Origin of the sequence: uncultured Apibacter sp. (genome assembly GCF_946479295.1) — a bacterium.
In the GTDB taxonomy this organism is placed as follows: Bacteria; Bacteroidota; Bacteroidia; order Flavobacteriales; family Weeksellaceae; genus Apibacter.
In genome coordinates this window covers 34,397-58,008 of the sequence record NZ_CAMLFD010000002.1, presented here as the reverse complement: position 1 = coordinate 58,008, position 23,612 = coordinate 34,397, and the positions used below count along the sequence as shown (strand labels likewise).

General features: G+C 30.2%; 27 protein-coding genes and 3 tRNA genes. 19 read left to right on the top strand and 11 right to left on the bottom strand.

Going from position 1 to position 23,612, the window contains the following annotated elements:
• Positions 1 to 8: 8 nt before the first annotated feature.
• Positions 9 to 1,718, bottom strand: a complete 1,710-nt coding sequence (gene recJ, locus Q0T35_RS02810; protein ID WP_293917582.1) for a single-stranded-DNA-specific exonuclease RecJ — start codon at positions 1,716 to 1,718, stop codon at positions 9 to 11.
• Between the two features lie 120 nt (positions 1,719 to 1,838).
• Between recJ and Q0T35_RS02805 the strand changes: the two genes are divergently transcribed.
• From Q0T35_RS02805 to Q0T35_RS02790, 4 genes are all read left to right on the top strand, one after another.
• Positions 1,839 to 2,327, top strand: a complete 489-nt coding sequence (locus Q0T35_RS02805) for a hypothetical protein (protein ID WP_295840885.1) — start codon at positions 1,839 to 1,841, stop codon at positions 2,325 to 2,327.
• Between the two features lie 121 nt (positions 2,328 to 2,448).
• Entirely contained in the window at positions 2,449 to 3,807 is a 1,359-nt protein-coding gene (gene pyrF, locus Q0T35_RS02800; RefSeq protein ID WP_295808972.1) for an orotidine-5'-phosphate decarboxylase, read from the top strand.
• An 18-nt stretch (positions 3,808 to 3,825) separates the two neighbouring features.
• Positions 3,826 to 4,392, top strand: coding sequence for a crossover junction endodeoxyribonuclease RuvC (gene ruvC, locus Q0T35_RS02795; RefSeq protein ID WP_293917620.1), 567 nt, complete (start codon positions 3,826 to 3,828; stop codon positions 4,390 to 4,392).
• A 73-nt stretch (positions 4,393 to 4,465) separates the two neighbouring features.
• Complete coding sequence (locus tag Q0T35_RS02790; RefSeq protein ID WP_295840883.1) at positions 4,466 to 5,203, top strand: hypothetical protein; 738 nt, start codon at positions 4,466 to 4,468, stop codon at positions 5,201 to 5,203.
• 37 nt (positions 5,204 to 5,240) lie between these two features.
• Here Q0T35_RS02790 and Q0T35_RS02785 read toward each other — a convergent pair whose 3' ends face one another.
• Positions 5,241 to 5,624, bottom strand: coding sequence for a DUF4293 family protein (locus Q0T35_RS02785; protein ID WP_293917573.1), 384 nt, complete (start codon positions 5,622 to 5,624; stop codon positions 5,241 to 5,243).
• 193 nt (positions 5,625 to 5,817) lie between these two features.
• On the opposite strand from Q0T35_RS02785, the gene rho reads away from it, so the two are divergent.
• Positions 5,818 to 7,485 (top strand): transcription termination factor Rho, encoded by a 1,668-nt coding sequence (gene rho / locus Q0T35_RS02780; protein ID WP_293917571.1) that lies wholly within the window; start codon positions 5,818 to 5,820, stop codon positions 7,483 to 7,485.
• 80 nt (positions 7,486 to 7,565) lie between these two features.
• Here the strand turns inward: rho and Q0T35_RS02775 are convergent, their stop codons facing one another.
• The 4 genes from Q0T35_RS02775 to Q0T35_RS02760 all read right to left on the bottom strand — a co-directional run bounded on the left by Q0T35_RS02775 (position 7,566) and on the right by Q0T35_RS02760 (position 11,196).
• A complete protein-coding gene (locus tag Q0T35_RS02775; protein WP_295840881.1) occupies positions 7,566 to 8,645 on the bottom strand; it encodes an RsiV family protein in 1,080 nt (359 codons plus the stop codon).
• 17 nt (positions 8,646 to 8,662) lie between these two features.
• Positions 8,663 to 9,238: a DUF2892 domain-containing protein gene (locus Q0T35_RS02770; RefSeq protein WP_293917566.1), complete on the bottom strand. Its 576-nt coding sequence runs from the start codon at positions 9,236 to 9,238 to the stop codon at positions 8,663 to 8,665.
• A 115-nt stretch (positions 9,239 to 9,353) separates the two neighbouring features.
• A complete protein-coding gene (gene era, locus Q0T35_RS02765) occupies positions 9,354 to 10,244 on the bottom strand; it encodes a GTPase Era (RefSeq protein WP_293917564.1) in 891 nt (296 codons plus the stop codon).
• Between the two features lie 31 nt (positions 10,245 to 10,275).
• Positions 10,276 to 11,196 (bottom strand): N-acetylmuramoyl-L-alanine amidase, encoded by a 921-nt coding sequence (locus Q0T35_RS02760; protein ID WP_293917562.1) that lies wholly within the window; start codon positions 11,194 to 11,196, stop codon positions 10,276 to 10,278.
• A gap of 134 nt (positions 11,197 to 11,330) precedes the next feature.
• Between Q0T35_RS02760 and Q0T35_RS02755 the strand changes: the two genes are divergently transcribed.
• The 7 genes from Q0T35_RS02755 to Q0T35_RS11105 all read left to right on the top strand — a co-directional run bounded on the left by Q0T35_RS02755 (position 11,331) and on the right by Q0T35_RS11105 (position 13,368).
• Positions 11,331 to 11,415, top strand: a tRNA-Ser gene (locus Q0T35_RS02755).
• 21 nt (positions 11,416 to 11,436) lie between these two features.
• A tRNA-Pro gene (locus Q0T35_RS02750) sits at positions 11,437 to 11,509 on the top strand.
• A gap of 21 nt (positions 11,510 to 11,530) precedes the next feature.
• A tRNA-Arg gene (locus Q0T35_RS02745) sits at positions 11,531 to 11,604 on the top strand.
• Positions 11,605 to 11,863: 259 nt separating this feature from the next.
• A complete protein-coding gene (locus Q0T35_RS02740; protein ID WP_295808957.1) occupies positions 11,864 to 12,121 on the top strand; it encodes a hypothetical protein in 258 nt (85 codons plus the stop codon).
• Positions 12,122 to 12,395: 274 nt separating this feature from the next.
• Entirely contained in the window at positions 12,396 to 13,007 is a 612-nt protein-coding gene (locus Q0T35_RS02735) for a hypothetical protein (protein WP_295808955.1), read from the top strand.
• 78 nt (positions 13,008 to 13,085) lie between these two features.
• Complete coding sequence (locus Q0T35_RS02730; protein ID WP_295808954.1) at positions 13,086 to 13,217, top strand: hypothetical protein; 132 nt, start codon at positions 13,086 to 13,088, stop codon at positions 13,215 to 13,217.
• Entirely contained in the window at positions 13,186 to 13,368 is a 183-nt protein-coding gene (locus tag Q0T35_RS11105; RefSeq protein WP_366937723.1) for a helix-turn-helix domain-containing protein, read from the top strand. The genes Q0T35_RS02730 and Q0T35_RS11105 overlap by 32 nt, the downstream gene beginning before the upstream one ends.
• 189 nt (positions 13,369 to 13,557) lie before the next feature.
• Here the strand turns inward: Q0T35_RS11105 and Q0T35_RS02725 are convergent, their stop codons facing one another.
• The gene (locus Q0T35_RS02725) at positions 13,558 to 13,758 is read right to left on the bottom strand and encodes a hypothetical protein (protein ID WP_295840880.1); all 201 of its coding nucleotides are present in this window, start codon (positions 13,756 to 13,758) and stop codon (positions 13,558 to 13,560) included.
• Positions 13,759 to 14,192: 434 nt separating this feature from the next.
• Between Q0T35_RS02725 and Q0T35_RS02720 the strand changes: the two genes are divergently transcribed.
• Positions 14,193 to 14,348 carry a hypothetical protein gene (locus Q0T35_RS02720; protein ID WP_295840879.1) on the top strand — a complete coding sequence of 52 codons (156 nt, stop codon included), beginning with the start codon at positions 14,193 to 14,195 and terminating at the stop codon, positions 14,346 to 14,348.
• Between the two features lie 589 nt (positions 14,349 to 14,937).
• Here Q0T35_RS02720 and Q0T35_RS02715 read toward each other — a convergent pair.
• The 3 genes from Q0T35_RS02715 to Q0T35_RS02705 form a co-directional block, all read right to left on the bottom strand.
• Positions 14,938 to 16,068 carry a hypothetical protein gene (locus Q0T35_RS02715; protein WP_295840878.1) on the bottom strand — a complete coding sequence of 377 codons (1,131 nt, stop codon included), beginning with the start codon at positions 16,066 to 16,068 and terminating at the stop codon, positions 14,938 to 14,940.
• Positions 16,068 to 16,343, bottom strand: coding sequence for a hypothetical protein (locus Q0T35_RS02710; protein WP_295840876.1), 276 nt, complete (start codon positions 16,341 to 16,343; stop codon positions 16,068 to 16,070). Before Q0T35_RS02710 ends, Q0T35_RS02715 begins: the two co-directional genes overlap by 1 nt.
• Positions 16,344 to 16,466: 123 nt before the next feature.
• Positions 16,467 to 16,991, bottom strand: coding sequence for a hypothetical protein (locus tag Q0T35_RS02705; protein ID WP_295840875.1), 525 nt, complete (start codon positions 16,989 to 16,991; stop codon positions 16,467 to 16,469).
• Between the two features lie 303 nt (positions 16,992 to 17,294).
• Between Q0T35_RS02705 and tcmP the strand changes: the two genes are divergently transcribed.
• The 6 genes from tcmP to Q0T35_RS02675 all read left to right on the top strand — a co-directional run bounded on the left by tcmP (position 17,295) and on the right by Q0T35_RS02675 (position 22,717).
• Positions 17,295 to 18,392, top strand: coding sequence for a three-Cys-motif partner protein TcmP (gene tcmP / locus Q0T35_RS02700; RefSeq protein ID WP_295840874.1), 1,098 nt, complete (start codon positions 17,295 to 17,297; stop codon positions 18,390 to 18,392).
• A complete protein-coding gene (locus tag Q0T35_RS02695; protein WP_295840873.1) occupies positions 18,389 to 19,150 on the top strand; it encodes a phage Gp37/Gp68 family protein in 762 nt (253 codons plus the stop codon). Before tcmP ends, Q0T35_RS02695 begins: the two co-directional genes overlap by 4 nt.
• 662 nt (positions 19,151 to 19,812) lie before the next feature.
• On the top strand, positions 19,813 to 20,547 hold the full coding sequence (locus Q0T35_RS02690) for a hypothetical protein (RefSeq protein WP_295840872.1): 735 nt from the start codon (positions 19,813 to 19,815) through the stop codon (positions 20,545 to 20,547).
• Positions 20,548 to 20,586: 39 nt separating this feature from the next.
• The gene (locus tag Q0T35_RS02685) at positions 20,587 to 21,387 is read left to right on the top strand and encodes a hypothetical protein (protein WP_295840870.1); all 801 of its coding nucleotides are present in this window, start codon (positions 20,587 to 20,589) and stop codon (positions 21,385 to 21,387) included.
• Positions 21,356 to 22,009 (top strand): hypothetical protein, encoded by a 654-nt coding sequence (locus Q0T35_RS02680; RefSeq protein ID WP_293918519.1) that lies wholly within the window; start codon positions 21,356 to 21,358, stop codon positions 22,007 to 22,009. The genes Q0T35_RS02685 and Q0T35_RS02680 overlap by 32 nt, the downstream gene beginning before the upstream one ends.
• 72 nt (positions 22,010 to 22,081) lie before the next feature.
• Positions 22,082 to 22,717 (top strand): hypothetical protein, encoded by a 636-nt coding sequence (locus tag Q0T35_RS02675; protein WP_293918521.1) that lies wholly within the window; start codon positions 22,082 to 22,084, stop codon positions 22,715 to 22,717.
• Between the two features lie 607 nt (positions 22,718 to 23,324).
• Here the strand turns inward: Q0T35_RS02675 and Q0T35_RS02670 are convergent.
• Positions 23,325 to 23,609, bottom strand: coding sequence for a hypothetical protein (locus tag Q0T35_RS02670; RefSeq protein WP_293918522.1), 285 nt, complete (start codon positions 23,607 to 23,609; stop codon positions 23,325 to 23,327).
• Between the last annotated feature and the right edge of the window lie 3 nt (positions 23,610 to 23,612).

Genomic DNA, 23,612 nt, shown 5'->3' with positions numbered 1-23,612 from the left:
AAAGGTAGTTAATCCTCATAAAATTTAACATCTTTAATTTGTAGCTGATAAAAAGTCTTGCCTTGCCAATAATTTTCATATAAGGTAAAAACCATATCAAAAGGATATTTTTCAAATTTTGATAAAAGATGTCCCATTTTGAAAGCAATAGCTTCAAAAGAATTTTTGATAGTATCTTGAAAAACAATAATTTTTAAATGAGAACGATCTTTCCCCATAAGAGTATAATCTCCGGCAAAATGTACATTTTTGGCAAGAAAAACCGGACGTAAGTTAGCCGGACCAAAAGGAGCAAAATAGCTGATTAGTTTAAAGAAACGCCTATTAATGCTTGACAACAAAATTTCTTGGTCAATTTCAATGGTAGGAGTTCTTTGGCTTTCCTTAATAGTTTCTTTAACAACCGATTCAAATTTTTCTTTAAATGGTAGAAAATTCTCTTTTTTTATGGAAAGACCGGCAGCATACATATGTCCCCCAAATTGCTCCAGATATTCAGAGGTTCTCTCAAGAGTTTTATAAATATCAAATCCGGTAACGCTTCTTGCCGAAGCAACAAGGTCTTTATTTTTACCTTCAGTAAATACCAAAGTAGGCCTGTAATATTCTTCAATAAGTCTGGACGCAACAATACCAATGACTCCTTTATGCCAATTGCGATTAAAAACTACAGTAGAATAAGTATTGGTCTGTCCCGTTTTTATAATTTCTTGAATTGCTTCGGAAGTAATGTTCGCATCAAGTTCCCGACGTTCATTATTGAGTTCATTGATTTGAGTATAAATTTTCCTGGCTTCAATATCATTGGTAGTAATTAGAAGTTTTACTGCATTACTAGCATGACTGATTCTTCCTGCCGCATTAATTTTCGGTGCTATACCGAATACAATATTACTGACCGAGAAAGCTTCTCGAGTTTCTTTTGGTAAAAAAACCTTGAGCCCTACTCTGGGTTTTTCTAATAATTGTTTTATTCCGAAAGCTGTTAAAATCCGATTTTCTCCGGTTATAGGAACTATATCGGCAGCAATACTGATAGCAACTAAATCTAAATATGGATATATTTTTTCAGAGGCTATTTGTCTTTTTACTGATAATGCTTGTATAAGTTTAAAGCCAACCCCGCAACCACTTAAAAACTTATAGGGATAATTACAATCAGACCTTTGAGGATCTAAAATAGCAACCGCATCCGGTAAATCCTCATCCGGTAAATGATGATCACAGATAATAAAATCGATATTTTTTTCATTAGCATAAGAAATCTTATTCTTTTCCTTTATGCCGCAGTCCAAAGCTATAATTAATGAAAATCCATGAGCATAGGCAAAATCAATGCCCTGGTACGATATTCCATAGCCCTCTTCGTATCGATCTGGTATATAAAAATCGATATTTTTGTAAATTGAGTTTAGGAAAAGATACATCATTGATACAGATGTAGTTCCGTCTACATCATAGTCCCCATAGATAAGTATCTTTTCATCATTATTTATAGCTTGTTCAATTCTTTTAACAGCTACATTCATATCCTTTAAAAGAAAAGGATCATGAAGATGATCAAGCGAAGGTTTAAAAAAGGTTTTAGTTTCTTCAAAAGTAGAAACACCTCGTTGTAAAAGTAAACTGGTAATTTCCTTTGGAAATCCGAGTTCCTCAGCCAATTCATGCGCTTTATTAGATTCAGGTTGAGGTAAAATTAACCAACGATTTCTCATAGCCTACAAATGTATATAAATTTACTAAAAAAGAATAATTTCATTTTATCTTTTATATTTATATAAGTTTGACTCAAAAAGAGTTAAGTTTTTCTATATTTGATTAAAAATAAATTGTTTATGCGAAAATTAAGAATTTTATTATTGTTTATAGTTTTATTTACCTTATCATCTTGTGGACCCAATCCTGGAAAATTCAATGATAATTTAATAGAAAATCTAAATAAAGCAGACAGAGAATATACAAGATTCTACGCGTTGGCTGATCAGTACTCAGATAATGATAATTTTATCATTGTTACGGAAAAAGGGAAAGTAACAATAAAAGAAATGGAAGAACTAATTAAGCAGATAAATAAGTATAATACACCCAAGGAGGGTGATGATTTTAAAAATTTAACTGTAGAGTATATTAAAAATATGGTGAATTCAGTAAAAGGATTTACACAAGATGAAAAATTGACAAAAGATCAATTTGAAAAGGCTCTTGAAAACATGGATAAAAATGAAGTAAAATTAAATGAAATTGATAATAAAATCATAGAAGCACAAAAATCGTTTGCCAGCAAAAGAGGATTTGAACTTAAAGGAGTATCATCAAAAAAGTAGAGATTGCTCATTTCTATGGTTGTTACTAAGGTGTTAAATATAGTATGAATTTAATTTCGCTTATCTTTTCACAAACATTGAAAATTATTAATTTATTACCTTTGCTTAAATCAAAATAAAGATGATTAACAAAGAAAAATTTTTACTCAAGTCCTATGAATTGGGAATAATTAAGTTTGGTGAGTTTACATTAAAAAGCGGGATCCTTTCTCCTTTTTACGTAGATTTACGTCCCTTAGCCTCAAGCCCTGTATTATTAAAGGAGTTATCGCAATTGTTGCTGGGAATGATAAAAGACTGTAGACATGAACTTATATGCGGAGTTCCCTATGCAGCTTTACCTATGGCAACAGCAATGTCTTTAGATTCTAATATCCCATTAATTATAAAAAGAAAAGAGAGTAAAAATTATGGTACAAAGAAAATGTTGGAAGGAATTTTTGCTCAAGGTCAATATTGTATATTGGTAGAAGATGTAATAACTAGCGGCAAAAGCTTGCTTGAAACTATTGAAGAAGTTGAAAAAGAAGGGTTAAAAGTAAAAGACATAGTGGTTGTTCTTGATAGACAGCAAGGAGGAAAAGAATTATTAGAAAATAAAGGCTACCAAGTGCATACCTTATTCAGTATAGAGGATGTTATTGATATCCTTTACAATCACGAATTTTTAAACCAATCTCAGGTAATAAAAATAAAAGATTTTATTAAGGAAAAACCCAAGGTACAAGTTAGCATACCTCGATTGACATATGAGCAAAAATTGGAAATGCAAAAACATCCAGTTTCTAAAAAGTTAATTGAAATAGCTTTATCCAAAAAGACGAATTTAATTGCCTCATTGGATATCAGTAAAGCACAAGAAATTTTGAATTTGGCAGATAAAATTGGAGAATATCTAGTAGCCATTAAATTACATACAGATATAATTTCAGATTTTTCTGAAAATTTTATTCATGAATTAAAGAAGATATCGGCGGCCAAAAATTTCTTACTATTTGAAGATAGAAAATTCGCAGATATTGGAAATACGCAACAGATGCAGTTTAGCGGCGGAATCTATAAAATATCTGAATGGGCGGATCTAATAACCTCACATGTAATAGCAGGTGAAGCAAGTTTAGAAGTTTTTGGAGAATCGACAGGAGTGGTAACCATAGCGGAAATGTCTTCAAAAGGAACGTTAACTGATGAAAATTATAAAACTAAAGCAGTAGAGATTTCCAATAAAATAACTAATGTGATAGGATGTGTAGCCCAATCCAAATTACCGGCCTCTTTATTGTTATTTACCCCAGGGGTTAATTTAACCGAATCCGGAGATGAAAAAGGGCAGCAATTTAATACTCCTGAGAAAGTTTTCTCTGAATATCATACAGATTTTATCATTGTAGGAAGAGGAATTTACGGGGCTCTAGACCCTCAAAAATCAGCTAAAAAATATCAGGAGGAGGGCTGGAAAGCATATTTAAAAAGTATATAAGCACCATTTATTTTACACATTTTGACGGAAAGAATTATTATTGGGATCGATCCAGGTACTAATGTAATGGGATTTGGAATAATTAAGGTGGTAGGCAACAAAATGACATTGATATGCATTGATGAATTGATTCTTAAAAAGGTTGAATCACATGCGCTAAAGCTGAAAAGAATATTTGATAAAACCTTATCTCTCATTGATACCTATCATCCCGATGAATTAGCTATTGAAGAACCTTTTTATGCAAAAAATGTACAGTCAATGCTAAAGTTGGGAAGAGCGCAGGGTGTAGCTATGGCGGCAGGTTTATTGAGAGAAATCCCCATTACAGAATACTTTCCCAAAAAGGTAAAAATGTCAATCACTGGAAACGGAAATGCATCCAAAGAACAAGTAGCAGGGATGTTAAAAACTTTGTTGAATTTAAAAGATTTTCCAACAAAATATTTGGATGCTTCCGATGGATTGGCTTTAGCAGTTTGCCACTTTTTAAATAGTGGAACCAAAGCTTCTGGAAATGACACTAAATCTTATACAGGATGGAGCTCTTTCGTTAAAAATAATCCTAAAAGAATTGAAGGTTAACCGCTGACAATGACATGAGATGAATAAAAATAAGTATAGGTTTTTTATAAAAAACCAATGTTGGGTTTCACTCATGATTTCTTTATTATGTTTATTTTTCGGATTCTTACATCATTCTATACACTACAATAGAATAGGAATTGTTTTTTTATTAACATTATCAGCCTATAATTTTATCTGTTATCAAAGCTCATGGGCAGAAAATCGGTTTAAAAAAACATCTTTCTACCTGGTTTTCATATGCTTATTGTTAGTGGTATGTCTACTATATCAAGAAAAAGATATACGACAATTTATTCATATTTTGCTTGTTGGAAGTATCGTCATCATGTATAAATCGGACTTTGTAAAAGTATCGCTCCGAAATGTTCCTTTATTAAAAATTTTTCTTATTGCCTTTGCTTGGGCATATACAGTCTTATGGATTGGAAACGAGTGGGATGCTAATGATTTCACGGCGTTTATACTTATTTATTTATTTATTATCGGGATAACTATTCCTTTCGATATTTGTGATATGCATACCGATGCAATAATTACCTTACCTAAATGGTTAGGGATACGTACGAGCAAAGGCATATCTTGCATTTGTCTAAGTTTATCTGCACTATTGTTTATTTTGTCCTTTTACAATCAAATAGATATGCAATACGTCTGGGCATGGGTAATAACTTGTTTGTCGGCAATAGGTATGGTAGTTCTTATGGGGGAGAAGGATTTGTTCTTCTTTACGCGTTTTTGGATGGAAACCTGTTCTGGCTTGCCTGTTTTATTGGTAGTGTTACAAAAAATAAGAGTCGTTTTATTATAAAAACGACTCTTGCACTCATTAAAAGTTGTTATGAGTTTTAACGGAATCTATCTACTGATTTTATGAGCTTTTCATCCTTATTGATGTACTTATTTGCCATGGCAAGCAGAATAATCAGCAGAACCGGGACGAGTAGCTCAACACCTTTCTCAGAAAGCGAAATACTTTCTCCAGATGAATTTAGCAAATCATAAACCATAAAACCGATCAACACTAAGTTTATAATTATATTTATATAATTAATTTTTTTCTGTACATTTCTGCTTTTAAAGCAGAAGAGCGAAATAAAAGCCAAGAGACCGATACTGAATAAAAGTATCATATCTGTTAATTCATTAGGAATAAAATCAATTAAATATCCGACAATAAAACCGATAAAACCGGCTGCTGATAGATATATGCTTTGAATTCGTTGGATCAAGATTTCGCTTTTTTAAAAGCAAATGTATAAAAAATTAGCGTTTTAATAAAATTTTTTGTAATATTGCTGAATAATCTACTAAAGATTAGTGCATTATTTTTCATAAAGTTACTACTTTATTCTTTTATAAAATAATCAAAATCAATATTTTACGAAATTTTCGAGTAATTTTAAATCATACTAAACATAACCTATGTTTGAGGAACAAAAGCTTAAAGCAATGAAAGTGGCTGATTTGCAGTCTGTTGCTAATGAATTAAAAATTAAAAGTTCAGGATTAAAAAAATCAGAATTAATTGAATTAATTTTAGCTCATCAAAATAATCAAATTAACCTCAGTAATTCGGTAACTTCTACCGAAAAAGAACCCGTTATAACGGAAAAAAGACAACGAAAGAGAATACCTGCTAAACAGCAGAGAGAAACCATATTTCCTAAAGATGAGGAAATAGAGAAAAGTTCCCCTAATGTTGAGGATTTGACAGATGTGAATGGTAAAGAAACTTCGGAAAATGATGAAGATTTTAAGGTAGATATTCCTGTATATAGGAAACCACAGGTGATATTAAGAAAAAGTGCTGATAGTACACATTTTCAAAAAACTACAGCAACCAAGGATGATAAAAAGTTTTTTGATGATGAGCCTAAAAATAATTTTCAAAATCAGAAAAAAAATAATGCTAAAAACGAATACACAAACAAACAGCATACAAACGGGAATAAATACCGTTCTTCTGATTATGAATTTGAAGGAATTATAAAAACAGAAGGAGTATTGGAAATCACACAGGACGGCTATGGTTTTTTACGTTCTTCGGATTTTAATTATCTTTCTTCTCCAGATGATGTATATGTTTCACCTTCCCAGATTAAGCTTTTCGGGCTTAAGACGGGAGATACCGTTACCGGTGAAGTTCGTCCTCCTAAAGAAGGTGAAAAGTTTTTTCCTCTGGTAAAAATTATAGAAATTAACGGAAGAGATCCTTTATTTGTAAGAGATAGAGTTTCTTTTGAACATTTAACTCCTTTATTTCCTGAAGAAAAATTTAAATTGGCAGGAACAGGAGCCACTTTATCGACTCGTGTGGTAGATTTATTCTCTCCGATTGGTAAAGGGCAGAGGGGTATGATCGTAGCCCAACCTAAAACAGGTAAAACGATTTTATTAAAAGATATTGCCAATGTAATTTCAATTAATCACCCAGAAGTCTATATGATTGTCTTGTTGATTGATGAACGTCCGGAAGAAGTTACCGATATGCAGAGAAGCGTGAAAGGGGAAGTTATAGCTTCTACCTTCGATGAATCTGCGGAAAAACACGTGAAAGTAGCTAATATTGTCCTATCTAAGGCCCAAAGAATGGTTGAATGTGGGCATGATGTGGTAATACTGTTAGATTCTATTACCCGATTGGCTCGTGCTTATAATACGGTATCTCCTGCATCAGGAAAAGTATTGTCGGGAGGAGTGGATGCTAATGCTCTGCATAAGCCTAAACGTTTCTTCGGTGCTGCTAGAAATATAGAAGGGGGAGGTTCTTTGACCATCATTGCAACCGCATTGATTGACACAGGTTCTAAAATGGATGAAGTTATCTTCGAAGAATTTAAAGGAACAGGAAATATGGAGCTCCAGCTGGATAGGAAAATCGCCAATAAACGTATTTATCCGGCCATTGATTTGGTTTCGTCTTCTACACGTCGCGATGATCTTTTGTTAGATCAGGTTTCGCAGCAAAGAATGTGGATATTAAGAAATCATCTTGCAGATATGAATCCATTGGAAGCCATGGAATTCTTGAAAACGAGATTAGAACGATCTCTTACCAATGAAGAATTCTTGTTAACCATGAATCAATAATAAATAAAGATAGAAAAAGACTGTTTTTTAATAAACAGTTTTTTTATTTTATCTTCATAAAATTTATCTTGATAGGGGGATTATCCTTTATGATAAGTGAATTTTTTATTTAAATAAGGTTTTAACTCCGTATAAGACACAAATAAAGAAAAATATCCGTAAGAATAAGGAGTTAATTCATATATGTTATAGTGAAATGTAATCCCTTTGTCACTTAAAGTAAAATTTTTAGAATAAGAAATAGAGTCAGAAATAAAAATAGAATATTCCGGCTCATATAATTTTACATTAGCCGGAATATTATACTTTCTTCTAGCTTCCCTATCTAAAACTTGATTAATTTCTTTTTCATGAGTTAAATCCAATACATTATCTATACTAAGCCATTTTTTTGATTTTTTATCATAAGTAAAGAATACTTTTTCAAAAATACCATGAGCTCCTCCTTCATAATCATAAGTAGATAAAACTGTAACATAATAATTAGAATTATTGATGATAGGATATATATAGCTATAATGCTCATTAATAAGTGAATATAAATTTAGGTCAGTAGGATCATTTTCATTTAGAACAGCTTCTACATTTAATTTATAATCAGATTTAAAGTCAGAAATTGCTTTCTTTGTAAAAGATTCGAATTTTGTATACTTAGGATAAGAAAGTTGAATGAGTTCCTTTTGCAAGTTAACTTTACTAGGTACAAACCAGTTAAAAACCATAGACCATACAATAGTGTCTGATATAACAGGTATAAAATCCGCCGCATATAAATGAGAAACATCCGTAGCTTCCCCATTGTTGGTGTTTTTCAGTTCAAAATTTAGTGAGGACGATTCTTTTTTCCATTTTCCTATATAATTCTTACCATTAAAGGTTCCGGAAAATAATTCTTTTGCTACATTAGAATCTTGGTTTTCTTCAGTGGAAAGACTGAAGTTTTGTGAATTATTATCCTTAACTAAGTAAATAGGGGCATTTTGCGAGAGATAGTAATAGTTAGCAAAGCACTTACTGTCATCCTGGTTACAAATTAGTTCCATATTTACAGGATGGCTCCCTATTTTCCCCTCTAAATGATAATAATGGTTATAGGTAACTATTTGAGAATTTAGCGAACAGACAGTAAGTAACATCATATTAAATAATGTAACTTTCATAAGGTGAAATTTTATTTTTATCTCATAAACTTAGATCGATTATTCCTTACATTGGGATTAATCATGGAACTTTTAGAAACATTTACCCTTTTTAGTTGTTCCTTCATCATTTTAATTTGATCTCCCAGCATATTAGAAGAATCCAACCTTTTTGCTTCATTAAGGAGGCGATCTGCTTCATTTTTGTTTCCTCTCACCATAGCTCCTGCAGCTAAATTTAAAGTAGCCAATGCCCGGTCGTGTTTAAAACTTAATCCGTAATCCAATGCCGTTTTCATATAATTCTCAGCTTTGGCAGGATTTCCCTGAGCTTCTGTAATACCCATAAGATAGTTATAATATCCGTACTGTTTTCTAACCAATTGACTTTTTATATTGGTAACTTTATCGAGCCATGAACGTGCTCCTACAAGGTCTTGTTTACGCAGTTTCCAAAATGCTAGTAAGATATATTCATTTCTGAAAAATAATATAATGGGAATGGCTGAAAGAAATACCATTAAAATTCCGAATCCAATCTGACGATTAAACATTAGATAAATTCCGAATCCGATTATGATGGCTGCAATAACAAGTTTTATATATTTATTCATTGTAATTTCTTCAAGTTTCGACAAAGGTAACAATAACAGTTGAAAAAATCAGGGCAAAAACAATGGCAAGAGATTATTTTAGATGGAAAAATATAATTATGGATAATAAAATATATCATCCAGTAACATATCCGAAATTTTTTAAATCGCGATCATTCGATCTCCAATCTTTTTTAACTTTAACATAAAGATTTAAATAAATTTTTTTATTAAAAAACTTCTCTAAATCCAAACGTGCTTCTGTACCTACTTTTTGTATTTTTTGTCCTTTATGACCGATTAGAATCCCTTTTTGCGTATTTCTTTCAACATAAATTGTAGATTCAATACGAATCAGATGATCTTCTTCCTTAAAACTTTCAGTAACGACTTCTACGGAATAGGGAATTTCTTTTTGATAGTTGAGTAATATTTTTTCACGAACGGTTTCATTTACAAAAAAACGCTCGGATAATGTTGTAAATTGCTCTTTATCATAATAAGGAGGCATTTCCGGTAACATGCCTTTAATTTTTGGGAGAATTAACTCCGTGTTTAATGAATGTAAAGCTGATATAGGAAGGATTTCAGCATTGGGCAATTGATTATGCCAGAATTCTACACTATTTGAGATTTGAGAAGCCTCTTTTGCCTTGTCTACTTTATTTAGTAGCACGATGACGGGAACTTTTACTGAATTTAATTTTTTAATTAAAAATTCCGAAGGATTTTTTTCTTCTCCAAATTCGGTTATAAAAAGAATCACATCTGCATCATCAAAAGATTCTTTTACAAAATCGTTCATTTTTTCCTGTAGTTCATAAGCAGGATTTTGTATAATTCCCGGAGTGTCGGAAAAGATAATTTGCGTATTTTCATCGTTCCAAATTCCAAAAACCCTATGGCGAGTTGTTTGTACTTTAGGGGTAACGATGGATAGTTTTTCTCCGATTAGTGTATTTATCAAAGTGGATTTTCCTACATTGGGTTTTCCTACAATGCTGACAAATCCTGATTTATGTGACATGAATTTATTTTTTTGATAAAATTAAATTTATTTATTTTTTTGAGCGATATTTTTTAATGAGAGCTTGTAAAATTGCCCAAGTTTCAGCATCTACAATTCCGTCTGCTTTTTCCGGTCTGAAATGCCATTGAAAAGCTCTAACAGTAAGAAAGGTGTTTTTGTCCCATTCTCCGGAAAGGTTCAACTTATATCCGTATTTTTGTAGGGCTTTTTGAAATTCAAGGGGAGAGCTGTACGGATAAGTATCAGGAATGTATTGAGACAGAAAATATTCTTTATCATATTCTTCATACCACGCACCAATGCCGTATTGAGTATAAAGTTCTTTCCAAGGGAATAGAGGGCCGGGATCTTGTTTTCTTAACGGAGCAATATCGCTATGTCCCACTACATTTACCGGATCAATTTCATACCGGTCGATAATATTTTTTGACAATGCCGCAACTTTCTCTATCTGATAACTAGGAAATGGGGTAAAAATTAAAGAATCTTTTACTTTAATGTATCCTTTATTTACTATTTCAATACCGATAGAAGTGTCATTAAGATTTTCTGTTCCGTTCCAGGCGCTTACTCCTGCATGCCAAGCACGTTTATCTTCGCTTACTAATATATCAATGGTGTCATTGGGCTGGTCTGTAATCAAATAATGAGAGCTTACCTCTCCTTTTTTCGCTAATATTTTAACAGAGATAGGATAATCGGATACGGTATAATGTAAAACCAAAAATTTGACTCTTTCATTAAATGCAACTGATGGGAAATTTTCTTTAGAAATAACATATCCCGGAAGATTCGCTTCTGTGATGAAATGATATTTCGGATTTGTATTTGAGATATATACGGTATCTCGTATTATCTTGGTATCAACAATGATTTTTTTTTGTGAACCGCAACTTATTAATAATAAGAGTGTAAGGCACAATAAATTGCATTTTATTAATTGTATCATATATTTAAATAAGTATAACAAAGTTAAAAAACAGAGAAATAAATATAAGTTAAAAATTTTAAAAAAATACTTGCATAAGTAAAATCTTACTATTACTTTTGCACTCCAAATTAGTTCGAATGCAAACTAAATTTGGAGAGTTGCCGGAGTGGTTAACGGAGCAGTTTGCTAAACTGTCGACAGGAAACTGTCGCGTGGGTTCGAATCCCACACTCTCCGCATAAACACACAAGGTAAATTCGGGGTGTAGCGCAGGTGGTAGCGCATCTGGTTTGGGACCAGAGGGTCGCAGGTTCGAGTCCTGTCACCCCGACTTGATAAATCATCAGAAAGGGGTCGCGTAGCTCAGCTGGATAGAGCATCTGCCTTCTAAGCAGACGGTCAAAGGTTCGAATCCTTTCGCGATCACAAGATTGAGAACATAACCAACTCAGTGAAAATAAAAAAAACCTCTGTAATTGAGTACTACAGAGGTTTTTTATGTTTGAGTCTCATGGTCGGGTTTACCATAGTTAGATAGGATTCACTGAATTTATTTCCTTTTTAGTCTCCCCTTTTTATATTGATATAATATTTCCTGCAAGAGGCGGAAAATTATCTAAGTATCCTTGAAAAAAATAAAAACAAACAATACGATTTTATAGCTGAAATTGAAAGCTACAAGCACTTGGGTTATTCTCTTCTATCCATACTAAGGGTTTGCCATAGTGCTTTAGTAGCCAAAGAAGAAGATATACACTACCATACCGATATGGATATTTACAGCCTATTGGATTTAGCAAAAAGCTTAATCCCAGAATCCGAATTTGAATTTTTAGATAAATTGAAAAAAGAGATTGAAAAACGAAAAAGTAAAATAAACAGCAGAAAAATAAGTAAAAAACTAAAAATCCTTGAAAAACTCCTGGATAGACAGGATTTTTAAAAGCGTTTTCATGGTAATATTCTGCCCCGTCTCTACCCTCCAGTATTGTACCTGGTTCAATTCATACTCATTAGCTAAAGTTTCGTAGCTCGAAAATCCTTTATTAGAAGAATACAGACCAAAGGAGGAAGGAAAAGGTAATTGAAGAAGAAAAGTTACGGTTATCTTTGAGAAAATAATTAATAACCAAATACATTCAATATAAGCGACAAGACTGTCGCTTTTTTATTTATTAAAAAAGAAAACTATTTTTAGTTAAATTTGTTTATTAGATATGAAAAATAAAAAATTTGAAATATTAAAATCATTGCCTGCCTATGGTCCAATGTATATTCCTATTTCAGAGCAAGGGACACCTTTTTATTCTGAAGGATTTCCAGTCCGCTTTTATAAATCAGAAGGTGATAGCTGGGTTGCTAATTTTGAATTAGGACGAACTGATTTTTATGAAATTTTTGAATTAGATATACCTAGTTTATTAATTATTTCTGGAGGTCAGTGTTTTATAATGAATCCTGATGAACCGAAGCCTATTGAAATATTTGGAGGAGATTACATTAATTATCTAAAATCTATTGACGGAAGAATTATTTTATATAACAAAACCCATTTGACTGTTATTGATTCTAAAGGTAGTCATTGGGATTCTGAACAAATCTCCTTATATGGTTTGGGTGAAATGAAAATATCAGAAGATAATATTATTACAGGACTTTTTTATGAATTTGCATCTACAGAAGCAGATGATTTATGGATTCCTTTCGAGTATAATATTGATGCAAAGAGTTTAATGTACGACGATAGTTTACTTGAAACAGTTTATAAAAAATATTTACCTTTCTATAAAAATAATAAGAAACCATGGTGGAAATTTTATTATTCCTGAAGATATTTCAATAATTAAAAGATGTAAAGAATCCCGATAAACAGCTATTGCTGTTACTGGGAATAATAAAGAGAAGCCATGGAAAAAGAAGACAGGAGGTTTAAGCTTCTGCTTAAAAAATACATCAGTCAGCAGAAAAGGATAAAAGAGCTTGAAGAGATAATTCGGCAAGTCCAGAATATCCCCGAAAAAAAAGGAGTACCTGACTAAGAAAGAAGTATCAGAAGAATTCAATATCAGCGAAAGAACCCTTGACCGTTACAGAGTAGAAGGCTTAAAATACATACAAAAGACAAGGAACGGAAAAGTCTTGTTCCATAGGAAAGATATAGAGGAATATCTAAAAAGTAAAACACGATAGATAAGATAAAAATACAGTTGAATAATCTACGGTTTCTGCTGACAAAAGATAAAGAATTTAAGTTTTGGAGAAAACTCAAAGATGATGAAGGTACTTAATACTTTAAAAACATCTTCATAAATAAAGAATACAAGGTAAAATTACAAGTAGTCCTATATAAATTAAAAAAAAACCGGGAACCCCCGGATACTATTTGAAAGAAGCATCAGGAAATGGTACAAGGGAGAAAATAACCATATCAACCTGTTTTATAAACAATACATAGACTGTATTAATCAGATAAAGGAAAAAATAGGATTGGAAAAAAGGCAACCTTTGGGAAGTGAAGGTTAACAAGATTAAAATCGGCGTGACTACCGGACTATTCCAATTTAGGAGATTGTCAGCCATAGACAGGAATTTTTTCCTATGTATAAGTAATCATAAAAATCTGGGGTAAGGAGCTGTTTACCCTAATACAGGGGTAAAGTTCATATGAGAAAAGTACAGTGTTATTTTCTATGATAAAAACACTGAAATATTAAGAGACAGAGGAAAAAAAAGAAAAATAGGAGATAAAATCAATTGATATTTTTTTTCACTTTGCTATGAAATACAGATTAACAAAGTAAGCAATGTCAAATTATTCGGAGAAAAAATAAATACCCTGGCAAAAGTAAAAGAACATTGGGCAGAGATAGGGAAAGAATTAACAGAATCGCTGAACAAAACCCGGTATGTCAATGTTATTTCAGAAGAACAGGTAAAAACACTCGACAACTGCAATAAGAAAGAAATGGAAGAATACCTTATTTACAAAGGAATGGAAGCCATTATTCATGAAAATGAAAGCAGGAAGCCGAAGTAAAAGTAGGAATGCCTTCAATAAAATCTATGAAGAACATAGTGAAAAAGATAGAACAGCCTTGATAGAAAGAGTATTGAAAAAACTTAAATCAGATATAGCCCGGTTAATCTCAACCGCACCGGGGGGAGTATAATAAGAGACTCCTTCCTTCTAACCCTTAGATACCTTAAAGCCTTATATATACCTTACTGACTACTAAAGCCTGTATAAAGATAATAAAGCCTATATAAAGAAAAAAAAATTGCTATGGCAAAATTGAGCAAAAATAAAAAAATGAACCTGGCTGATTACAACTAAAATTTATCTTACTCTACAAAGCAAACATATTCCTTGTACAAGAATCCACAACTACTGGTGTAAGGAGGATACAAGGCAGGAACTCGTAAAACAAGGACACTACCAGAAAATAAATATGTTTGTAATGTTTGTAGTATTTAAAGGGAAGAATGAAAAATGACCATAGAATAAGACAAGCAAAATGTTTTGGTATTAGGGTTTTGGTCATACTGATAAAATGAAAAAGTAAAAATCTTAATAATTGGAATTAGGTTTTTTGTTTAAAATGGTAGGAATAGATTTAGAATCTGAAAACTACGGACTGACTTGAACCGGAATATCAAGATTAAGCTTTTAAATCTTTGATTTTATGGGTTTATTTTCGGTTTAAGCAGAATTACCGTCTGGGGTGCTGAAAGTGGATTAAATCGGTTTGTTTTGAATTATTATTTTTCTCCTTTCAAATATTCAATAAAATTCTTATATGTCTCATCTTTCTTTTGTTCAAATAAATCTAAAATTTTATTTTTAATTTCTGTTTTTTCTTTGGGTGTATAATCAGTACTATCATGTAAGCTAAAGTTGGAGATAGCTATTTCAAATTCTGATTTATCTTCACTATTTAAAAAGTCTTGAAAAGAAAAAATTACATTACAACTTCCTTTATAATTAGAATATTCGAAATCAAAAGAAGATTCAATTTCCCAAAATTGTAGATTTTTATGATATTTTTTTTTCCTGATAAAAAAAGTATTATGGATTTGATTTCCTTTTAATTTGAGTTCACTTTTGTTATTCATCCAATCAATTTCATCAGGAAGAGAGATTGAAGGATCAGGTCTAAATTCTGTATTTATAATATCTTTAAATTCAAAATAATCACTACTCATATTTGAAGATAGCCTATAAAAGAATACAATTCTATCTTCATTACTAAAATCACCAAATAAAATCTTTATTAACTCTTTATCTTTTTGTACGAAATTATTATTTTTAAAATGAATGAGTAATGATTTTTGTAAATTATCACCTACAAGATTGCTTTCGGAGGATGTATATGACTTTGTAATTTTTATTTCATTTTCTGATACTTTTTCAATTTCAATCTTACCTTTAAATATATTAGTTGATTCGTACCAACTTTTATTTAAGTCATTTCTTTCAATTTCATAATTAATGAGAATTTTATTAGGGTTATTATCTAAAATTGAAATTTGAGGTTCAGAATTAAACCAAAAATTAACACCTTCATTAGGAATTAAATTTTCAAAACTAAAATTATCCAATGTCTCTGAGATTGTTTTATTGGTATTCCATTCTAAACGACTGGTATTCTTCTTTGTATTATCCTCCCTAGTGTTTTGATAATCTCTTAAAATGTCAAATTCTGAGGGACTTAATAAAAGAGTAGACAAACAAGGAACTAAGTTTTCTTTTTCAGAATTATTAAAATATATTCCTCGGATTCTTAAGAAATTTTTTAAATCAGTTTTAGAAATATATGATTGATTTGCAAATCCTCTAATAAGTTCTCCAAAGGGTAAAATCTTATCAATATGTTGATGTTCTTGTTTCATTAGTGAGATTGTAGAGATTTAAAGCTATCATTATATGATTCAACTGAAATATTATGAGTTAAGTTACTATCTTCAAATACACTTTTAGCTGTTCTAACTTCCCCAGCATGTCTAACTTCGTTATAATCTGGAAAACATAATAAAATATTACTAGACCAAGATTTTGATAGTTCTTGAGATAAACTAATTAATCTTTTTAAGTCCTCAATTTCAAATGAATCGATAGTAAATAATGCTAAAGTTGTTTGTTTAGTAGTATTGTTTTCAATTCTCAAAGGTAATATGCTTGAATTTATGTATTCTACTGGTAATATTTTACCAAAATTCTTTTTTATTGTTGGGTTGATATTTTTTCCTGTATCAGGATAGAAAAAACTAACATCAGAATCTGTAAATTTTCAGTATGCAAATTTTAAGCTTAAGTAGATAAAGTCTATTCTTTTGTTGTCAACAATATAAATATTATCATAATTGTAATCAGCGGGAAGTATTGAGTTTGCTATTTTGGATATAAGGTCGGTGTATGTTTCAGGGTCATTACTAAGCCAAAATAACACTCCAATATCTTCTCCCTTCGAATAATTTTTAATAGGGTTTATTATTTCTTTATATTCAGGACTTGTTTTAAAACATTCTATTGTTGATGCTAAATCTTTGAAATAACCTTTAAATGTTGAGTTAGGAGAGTTTGGATATGGTTTGTCTGTAAATTTTACTGAAATATTGATTTTCTTTAAGACAAAGTCAACAAGGGGTGATTTGTAAGGAAAGAAAAAATCTAGTCCATGAGTTCCTTTTTCATGTTTTTCTTTATGGCAATTAAACTCAATGTTTCGAGGAGCTTCTCCCCATCCAATTAATTTGAGAAAATTCTCTACTGTTTTTTCTCCAAATTCTCCAATCATTTTGGATTTTTCCCCCATTATACTTTATAATTTGTGATTAGTTTACATTAATCAAAGATAAAAAATAATAAATACAAACTCTTAAATTTAATATAAGGTTTTTGTTAATAATCATTTTTTAGGACATAGAATAAGAGATTAACTTAGACCGGAATGGTGTTTTAAAGTGGTTGAACATCTGATTTTATAGATTTAATTTCTTTTTAGGGGTAATTAACCGATTGGAAAAAAGAAAGAAGATTAAATGAGTTTGTGCCTAAGATAAAAAATGAGACAAAATTTGTATATTTGAATTATCTTATATTATTATGAAATTAAAATATGTCTAATAAAAATCATTTTTTGAAACCATTTGATGATGGAACCAAGGCAAAATTAGAAATCTTTCGAAATTATTTCAAGGAATGGCTTCCTGTATTTATTTCATCTGATAAAAAAAAGTCTTGGGAAAATATTTTTATATATGATTTCTTTGCTGGTGAAGGGAAGGATTGTGAAGGTAATTATGGAAGTCCGTTAATAATTTTAGATGTATTGAATGAATGTGAGCATTTTGTATCTAAAACGCCTGTCAAAATAAAAATAATTTTAAATGAGATGGATGAAAAAAGATTTAATGCGCTAAAGAAAAATGTTAGTGATTTTAATTATAATAAAGAGAAAATAAACATTGCAATATTTAATAAACCCTTTCAGGATTTATTTTCTGAATTATATCCAAAAATGATTAATAAACCTGAATTACCAAGATTATTGATTTTAGACCAGTTTGGTGTTAAAGAAATTACTAATGATATATTTAAAAAGTTAGTTAGTTTTAAAAGGACTGATTTTATATTTTTTATTTCATCATCATTTATCAGGAGGTTTAGTGAACTACCTGAATTTAATAGCTATATTAAAATTACAAAGAAAGAATTCGAAGAATCTAAGCCATTTCATTCTCATAAGGTAGTTTTTGAATATTACAAATCTTTAATTAAAACGAATTATATGTTAGCTCCCTTTTCAATAAAAAAAGGAAAAAATATTTATGGTTTAATTTTTGGTTCTAACCATCCTTATGGCATTGAAAAATTTTTAAAAGTAGCGTGGAAAATTAATCCTTATACAGGAGATGCTAATTTTAATATAGATGAAGAAAAAATTATAGAAGGTCAATTTTCTATGTTTGAAGAAGATAATACAATAAAAAAATTAGGATTATTAGAAAAAGAAATTAAAGAGGAAATTTTTGATAAGAAAGAAAGATCATTATATAAATTATATTTAAAGACATTCGAATTTGGTTGTTTACCAAAACATTGTAATGAAATCCTAAGGAAATTGGAAATGGATAAGAAGATTGAGAAGGTTAAAACTTATAGCGAAAAAATCCATGACGAAAAAGTTAAATTAATTAAAATAAAATTAAAGTGAAGCGGTCAAAAATTGAATGGACAGATGCTACTTGGAACCCATCTACAGGATGTAATAAAGTTACTACAGGGTGTAAATATTGTTATGCTGAAATAATGGCGAAAAGGTTGCAAGCTATGGGCACTCCAGGATACGAAAACGGCTTCGAATTTACATTAATGCCCGAAAGACTTGAAATACCTAAGAATATAAAGAAACCCACTAAATTTTTTGTAAATTCTATGAGTGATTTATTTCATGAAAAAATGCCAATAGAATTTCTGGATAAAGTCTTTAAAGTAATAGAAGAAACCCCTCAACACCAATATCAGATTTTAACTAAAAGAGAAAAAAAATTAGATGAATATTTTAAGGATAAGAAAGTGCCAGATAATGTTTGGCTTGGTGTAACTGTTGAATATGCTAGAACTAAACATAGAATAGATGTTCTTAGAAAAATTGATGCAAAAATTAGATTTTTGTCTATAGAACCATTAATTGGAGCGATGGGCGATTTAGATTTAACTGGAATACATTGGGTTATTGTTGGAGGTGAAAGTGGGGTAAGAGCTAGACCAATGAAACCTATATGGGCTATTGATATTCAGAATCAATGTGATGAGCAAGATGTTGCTTTCTTTTTTAAACAATGGGGAACTTGGGGAGAAGATGGAATAAGAAGAAGTAAAAAAGCTAATGGTAGAATTTTGTTAGGACAGGAATGGAATGAAGAGCCCGAATATGAAATAAAAGATCTTGACGTATTAAAAAACAAATAAGCATGATGTTTTCATGAAATTAGAGTAACTTATGGCTAATTACTGGAAACTCGAAGGGATTCCCCATAAAGGTTGGACTTATGTTGATATTATTGATGTTCGTGAAGATGGAAGATCTGAATGAGAAACCGAATATGAAACCTGTATGATGTGCGGAAATGAAAAAATTCGTTATGTTCATATTGTAGAGCATAAAGAAGTAGGGAATATTTCAGGGTAGGCTTTATTTGTGCAGAAAAAATGACTAATGATTATGTAAACCTCAAAAAAGAGAAAAAAATTTAAGGAACCAAGCTAGTAGGAGGGTGAATTGGGTGAAAAAGGAATGGAAATTGAGTGTAAAGGGAAACTATTATTTAAATATTAATGGAAAGCACTTGTTAATTTATAGAGATGGGAAAACAGGAAAGTATAAAATTAAAATTGGGGAGGATTTCATAAATAAGTTGTTTGAAAATTTAAAAGATGCTAAAAATTATATTTTTGATAAAATATAAAATTAATAATCACCCTAAACATCAAAACTAATTCCTCGAATTTCTCATTTCTTGGTTTTTCTTCTTTTTAGGGTGGAATTATAGTTTAAAAGATTGGAACTGGCTTAAATAAGCTTGATTTATTGAAGGAAAATCAATCCAGACGTCGTATTCTGTTACCTTCCCATGACAAAAAATTCCTCTAAAAAAAGAAGACAAAACATTTTATCCAATAATGTGCAAAAAATAGTACATTTGAGAGATAAAAGCCCAAATAATATGAAAGGAGGGAAAATAGTTCGCACCATAGGGGGAGAAAGTATAAAAAGGGCAAAAGGCTCTATAACCCTTACAGCCAATGGAGGAGATCTTACTTTTAATGCAAAAAAGGTTACTATGGTAGGTAAGGATGGAGGAGTAAAATACCTAAATAATTATAAACCACCAGAATCCCTACGGGTAATTAAGTTGGAAGGTCCATTTAATGAAGAAGGAGAAAAGGTTACAGTATTGAAGAAAGGAAAGTCCTATAAATACAAAGTTACTGAATTTAATAGGGAGTTGCGTAATGAGATAGAATTAAAAAGAATAAAATGGTCTTTACAGAATAATGGTGAAAATCTTATATCTATATCTCAAGTAATGGGAAAAAAGGAGGTTACTCTTAGTGTTTCAGAGACTGAATCCTCAAAGAAAATTACTATTTATGCTTATTTTGAAAATCCAGAGGAAGAAGGAGTTGCTGAATCTAGCTTAGGGGAAGGCGGAATTCATACAAGGTTTTATGATGAACAAGGACAACAGGTATATGAAATTCCCGAAAAACTCCACAAGGCTTTTAATGAAGAATACGGTATAAAGATTGCCTATGACAAGGAAAATGAAATGCTGTATTATGAAGGGGAATGTACTCCGGCTTAAAAGACATCTCCTACTGCAATAAACCACTGGAAAAAGGAATTGAACCGGGAACAAATCTCTAAGGGTAAGTTACTTTTTGGGTATAGCTTTGGTTATGAAGCTTATTCTGCCAGTAAAGATAAGAATGGGAATACTTATGATAGAGATGGTGTTTTGATTGAGGATATATATGCAAAACAACCTGTAAATAGAGGAATAGTCCCGGGATATAGGAAAGAAGTTTATAAAAAATATGAGGATGGAAGTAAAGGATATGTAAAAGATACATTTATTGGTAATATAGCCTGTATTGATTTAGGGGATTTTGAAGATGATTTAATGGTTAAGTTTACATATTATGAATTACCTAGTTCTAGAGAGCTTCATTTTAAAGAATTTAATATACCATTACCAGAATTAACTCCTAGATATAGTGGTTTAACTAGAATATTAGAACATGAGTTTATAGGACATGTTTTATTGAAGTTGACAGATGATAGATATGAACTATTATCTAATGAATATAAGACAGAAGGGCCAACACAAGTGGAGGCTAAATTATGTAATGTAATAAGAAGAGAAATTGGAATACCAGAACGGATTTCTTACGGAGGAATGGCTACGAATTCATCAAGAGCTGGACGAAGTGAAATAGAATTTGGGTATCTTAATGGGGATAATGAGCGTTATAGTTCCAGTGTTGATAGTCGAGATACTAATTATCCTAGTCCACCTAGAAAATATCCTGAACGTCATGGGACAGCAATAATTGATGCACAAGATGTTAAAAAATTAGTTATAATAAAAAATATAATTAAAATTAAATATGATGTACAACAAGAAGGTTTTACTTTTTCTTAGTTTATTCTTTTTTGAAATAGCATTACTTAGTGGGCAAATTAAGGATAGTTGTTCTATGTATAGTATTTGTAATTCTAGAATAGATACAGTTAAATTGAATATTTATAAATCAATTCTTCTTTCTAAAGAACTGCAAAATAATAAAAAATGTCATATAGTGGGAGTTAATCCTATTTCTTTAGATATGAAATATTCGCCGGGCTATGGAGCAATGTTTTATGATATAAAAGAAATTGAGGATTCTACATCTATTAATAATTTGAAAAAATCTTTCCCTAAATCTTATAGATTTTATTCAATTAATGATAAATTATCTAATTCTTTGCAAAATAAAGAATATATATATTATTTAGAAAGATCAACAAAAAATGATGATGTTTATTCTTTATATTATTTTTATGATGAAATATGTGATAATAATTTTGATATAATAAAAATACAAGAACCTTTAGACAATTGGATTAGGATTTATGAAGCGAACATCTTATTAAATAAAGCAAATGTAGTAATCCCTGTTATTTATGAATCTTTTATAGATAAACCTAAATATCTTTTATATAAAATAGAATTATATGAAGGAAGTACAAAAGTAAAATCTGTGAAAACAGTAGAATTAGAGTAAACTAACATTTTATTAGTTCTCAAAATGTTACTAAATTATTTCTGGTCAAAAGTATAATTAAAATAAAATACGATGTACAGCAAAAAGGTTTTACTTTTTCTTAGTTTATTATTTTTATGTATAATAAGGGGTAATGGACAAAACAATTGCTCTTATTATGGAAATTTATGTCAGGCAGAGATAGATACAGTTAAGTTGAATGTATATAAATCTATTCTTCTTTCAAAAGAAATAAAAGGTGATGAAAAATGTCATATAGTTATTATTCAGCCTGTTTCTTTGAGTATGAATTTTGCTAGCCAGATAGGTTTTTTTAATATAAAAGATGAAAAAGATAGTGTATCTGTAATTAATTTAAGAAGCTCATTACCTAAGTCCTATTGGATTTATTCTATTGAGTATAAATTATCTAATACAATTCAAAAATATGAGCTTATTTCTAAATTACTAAAAATAGATAGTTTATATACTCCGAGATATTTACAGGAAGATATATGTGAAGATAGTTTTGATGTTATAAAAATACAAGAGCCTTTGGATAATTGGATGGATATCTACCAACAAAATATATTCAAAGGAAAAGCTAGCGTAGTAATCCCTGTTATTTATGAATCTTTTATAGATAAACCAAAATATCTTTTATATAAAATAGAATTATATGAAGGAAGTACAAAAGTAAAATCTGTGAAAACAGTAGAATTAGAGTAAACTAACATTTGCCACCACTTGGTCTTTATCTATTTTGTCTGATATTAAAAATAAGGGCTTAAAAAACACTAAATGAAAATAATTAAAAACAATTAAATTATTTTATCTAAAATGTAATTATTATTTTAAAATAATAACTAATATGATAAATTGAAATAATTCCCCCTATACGTACCCTTTACAATTTTAAAATTTGTTATATGTTGGAAATTAAGTATGTTACAAGATTGGGTTTCTATCCTTTCGCGATCACTGTATTAAATCGCAAGTAGTTAATTTTTAACTGATTGCGATTTTTTATTTCGTCCTTTAGACAACGAATTTAGTTTAAGAATTTTTATGGGGTGTAATTTTAAAATCAATCTTTAAAATATAATTTTTTATTACTAATTACTGTGGATTGTATAACTCCTTATTTTCAAAATTAACTTAAGATAATAAGTTTTGTATTTATTACCATATATCTATTCACCCGGTAAACTTTTAATTAAATTGTATGTAGTTAATTATATTTATATTAACTTTTAAATTATTATACTTTTTTTCTTTCCATTATTGCAAAAGATAAATTTTTTCCTTTTTCTCTGTGCCGTTTTGTGCTAATGTATTAAAATTTACCCATAGCCATTCTTATATACTGAATAATCAGTATGATAATAGTAATTACGGCTATGGTTACAGGAATCCACCAAAAAGAAATTTTATTTTCAGAGTTAAAAAAAAGAAAATAAGAGAGTACCAGTACAATCAGGTTAAAAATTCCCAAAATGTTAAATATGATCCATGCAATAGGAACATCGGCATGTCCATGTTTGTTTCCATAAAATAGAAACATATAGCCTGCAATTTGGAGAAGCAGAATAATAATAGGGATAATAATTAATTTACTCATAAT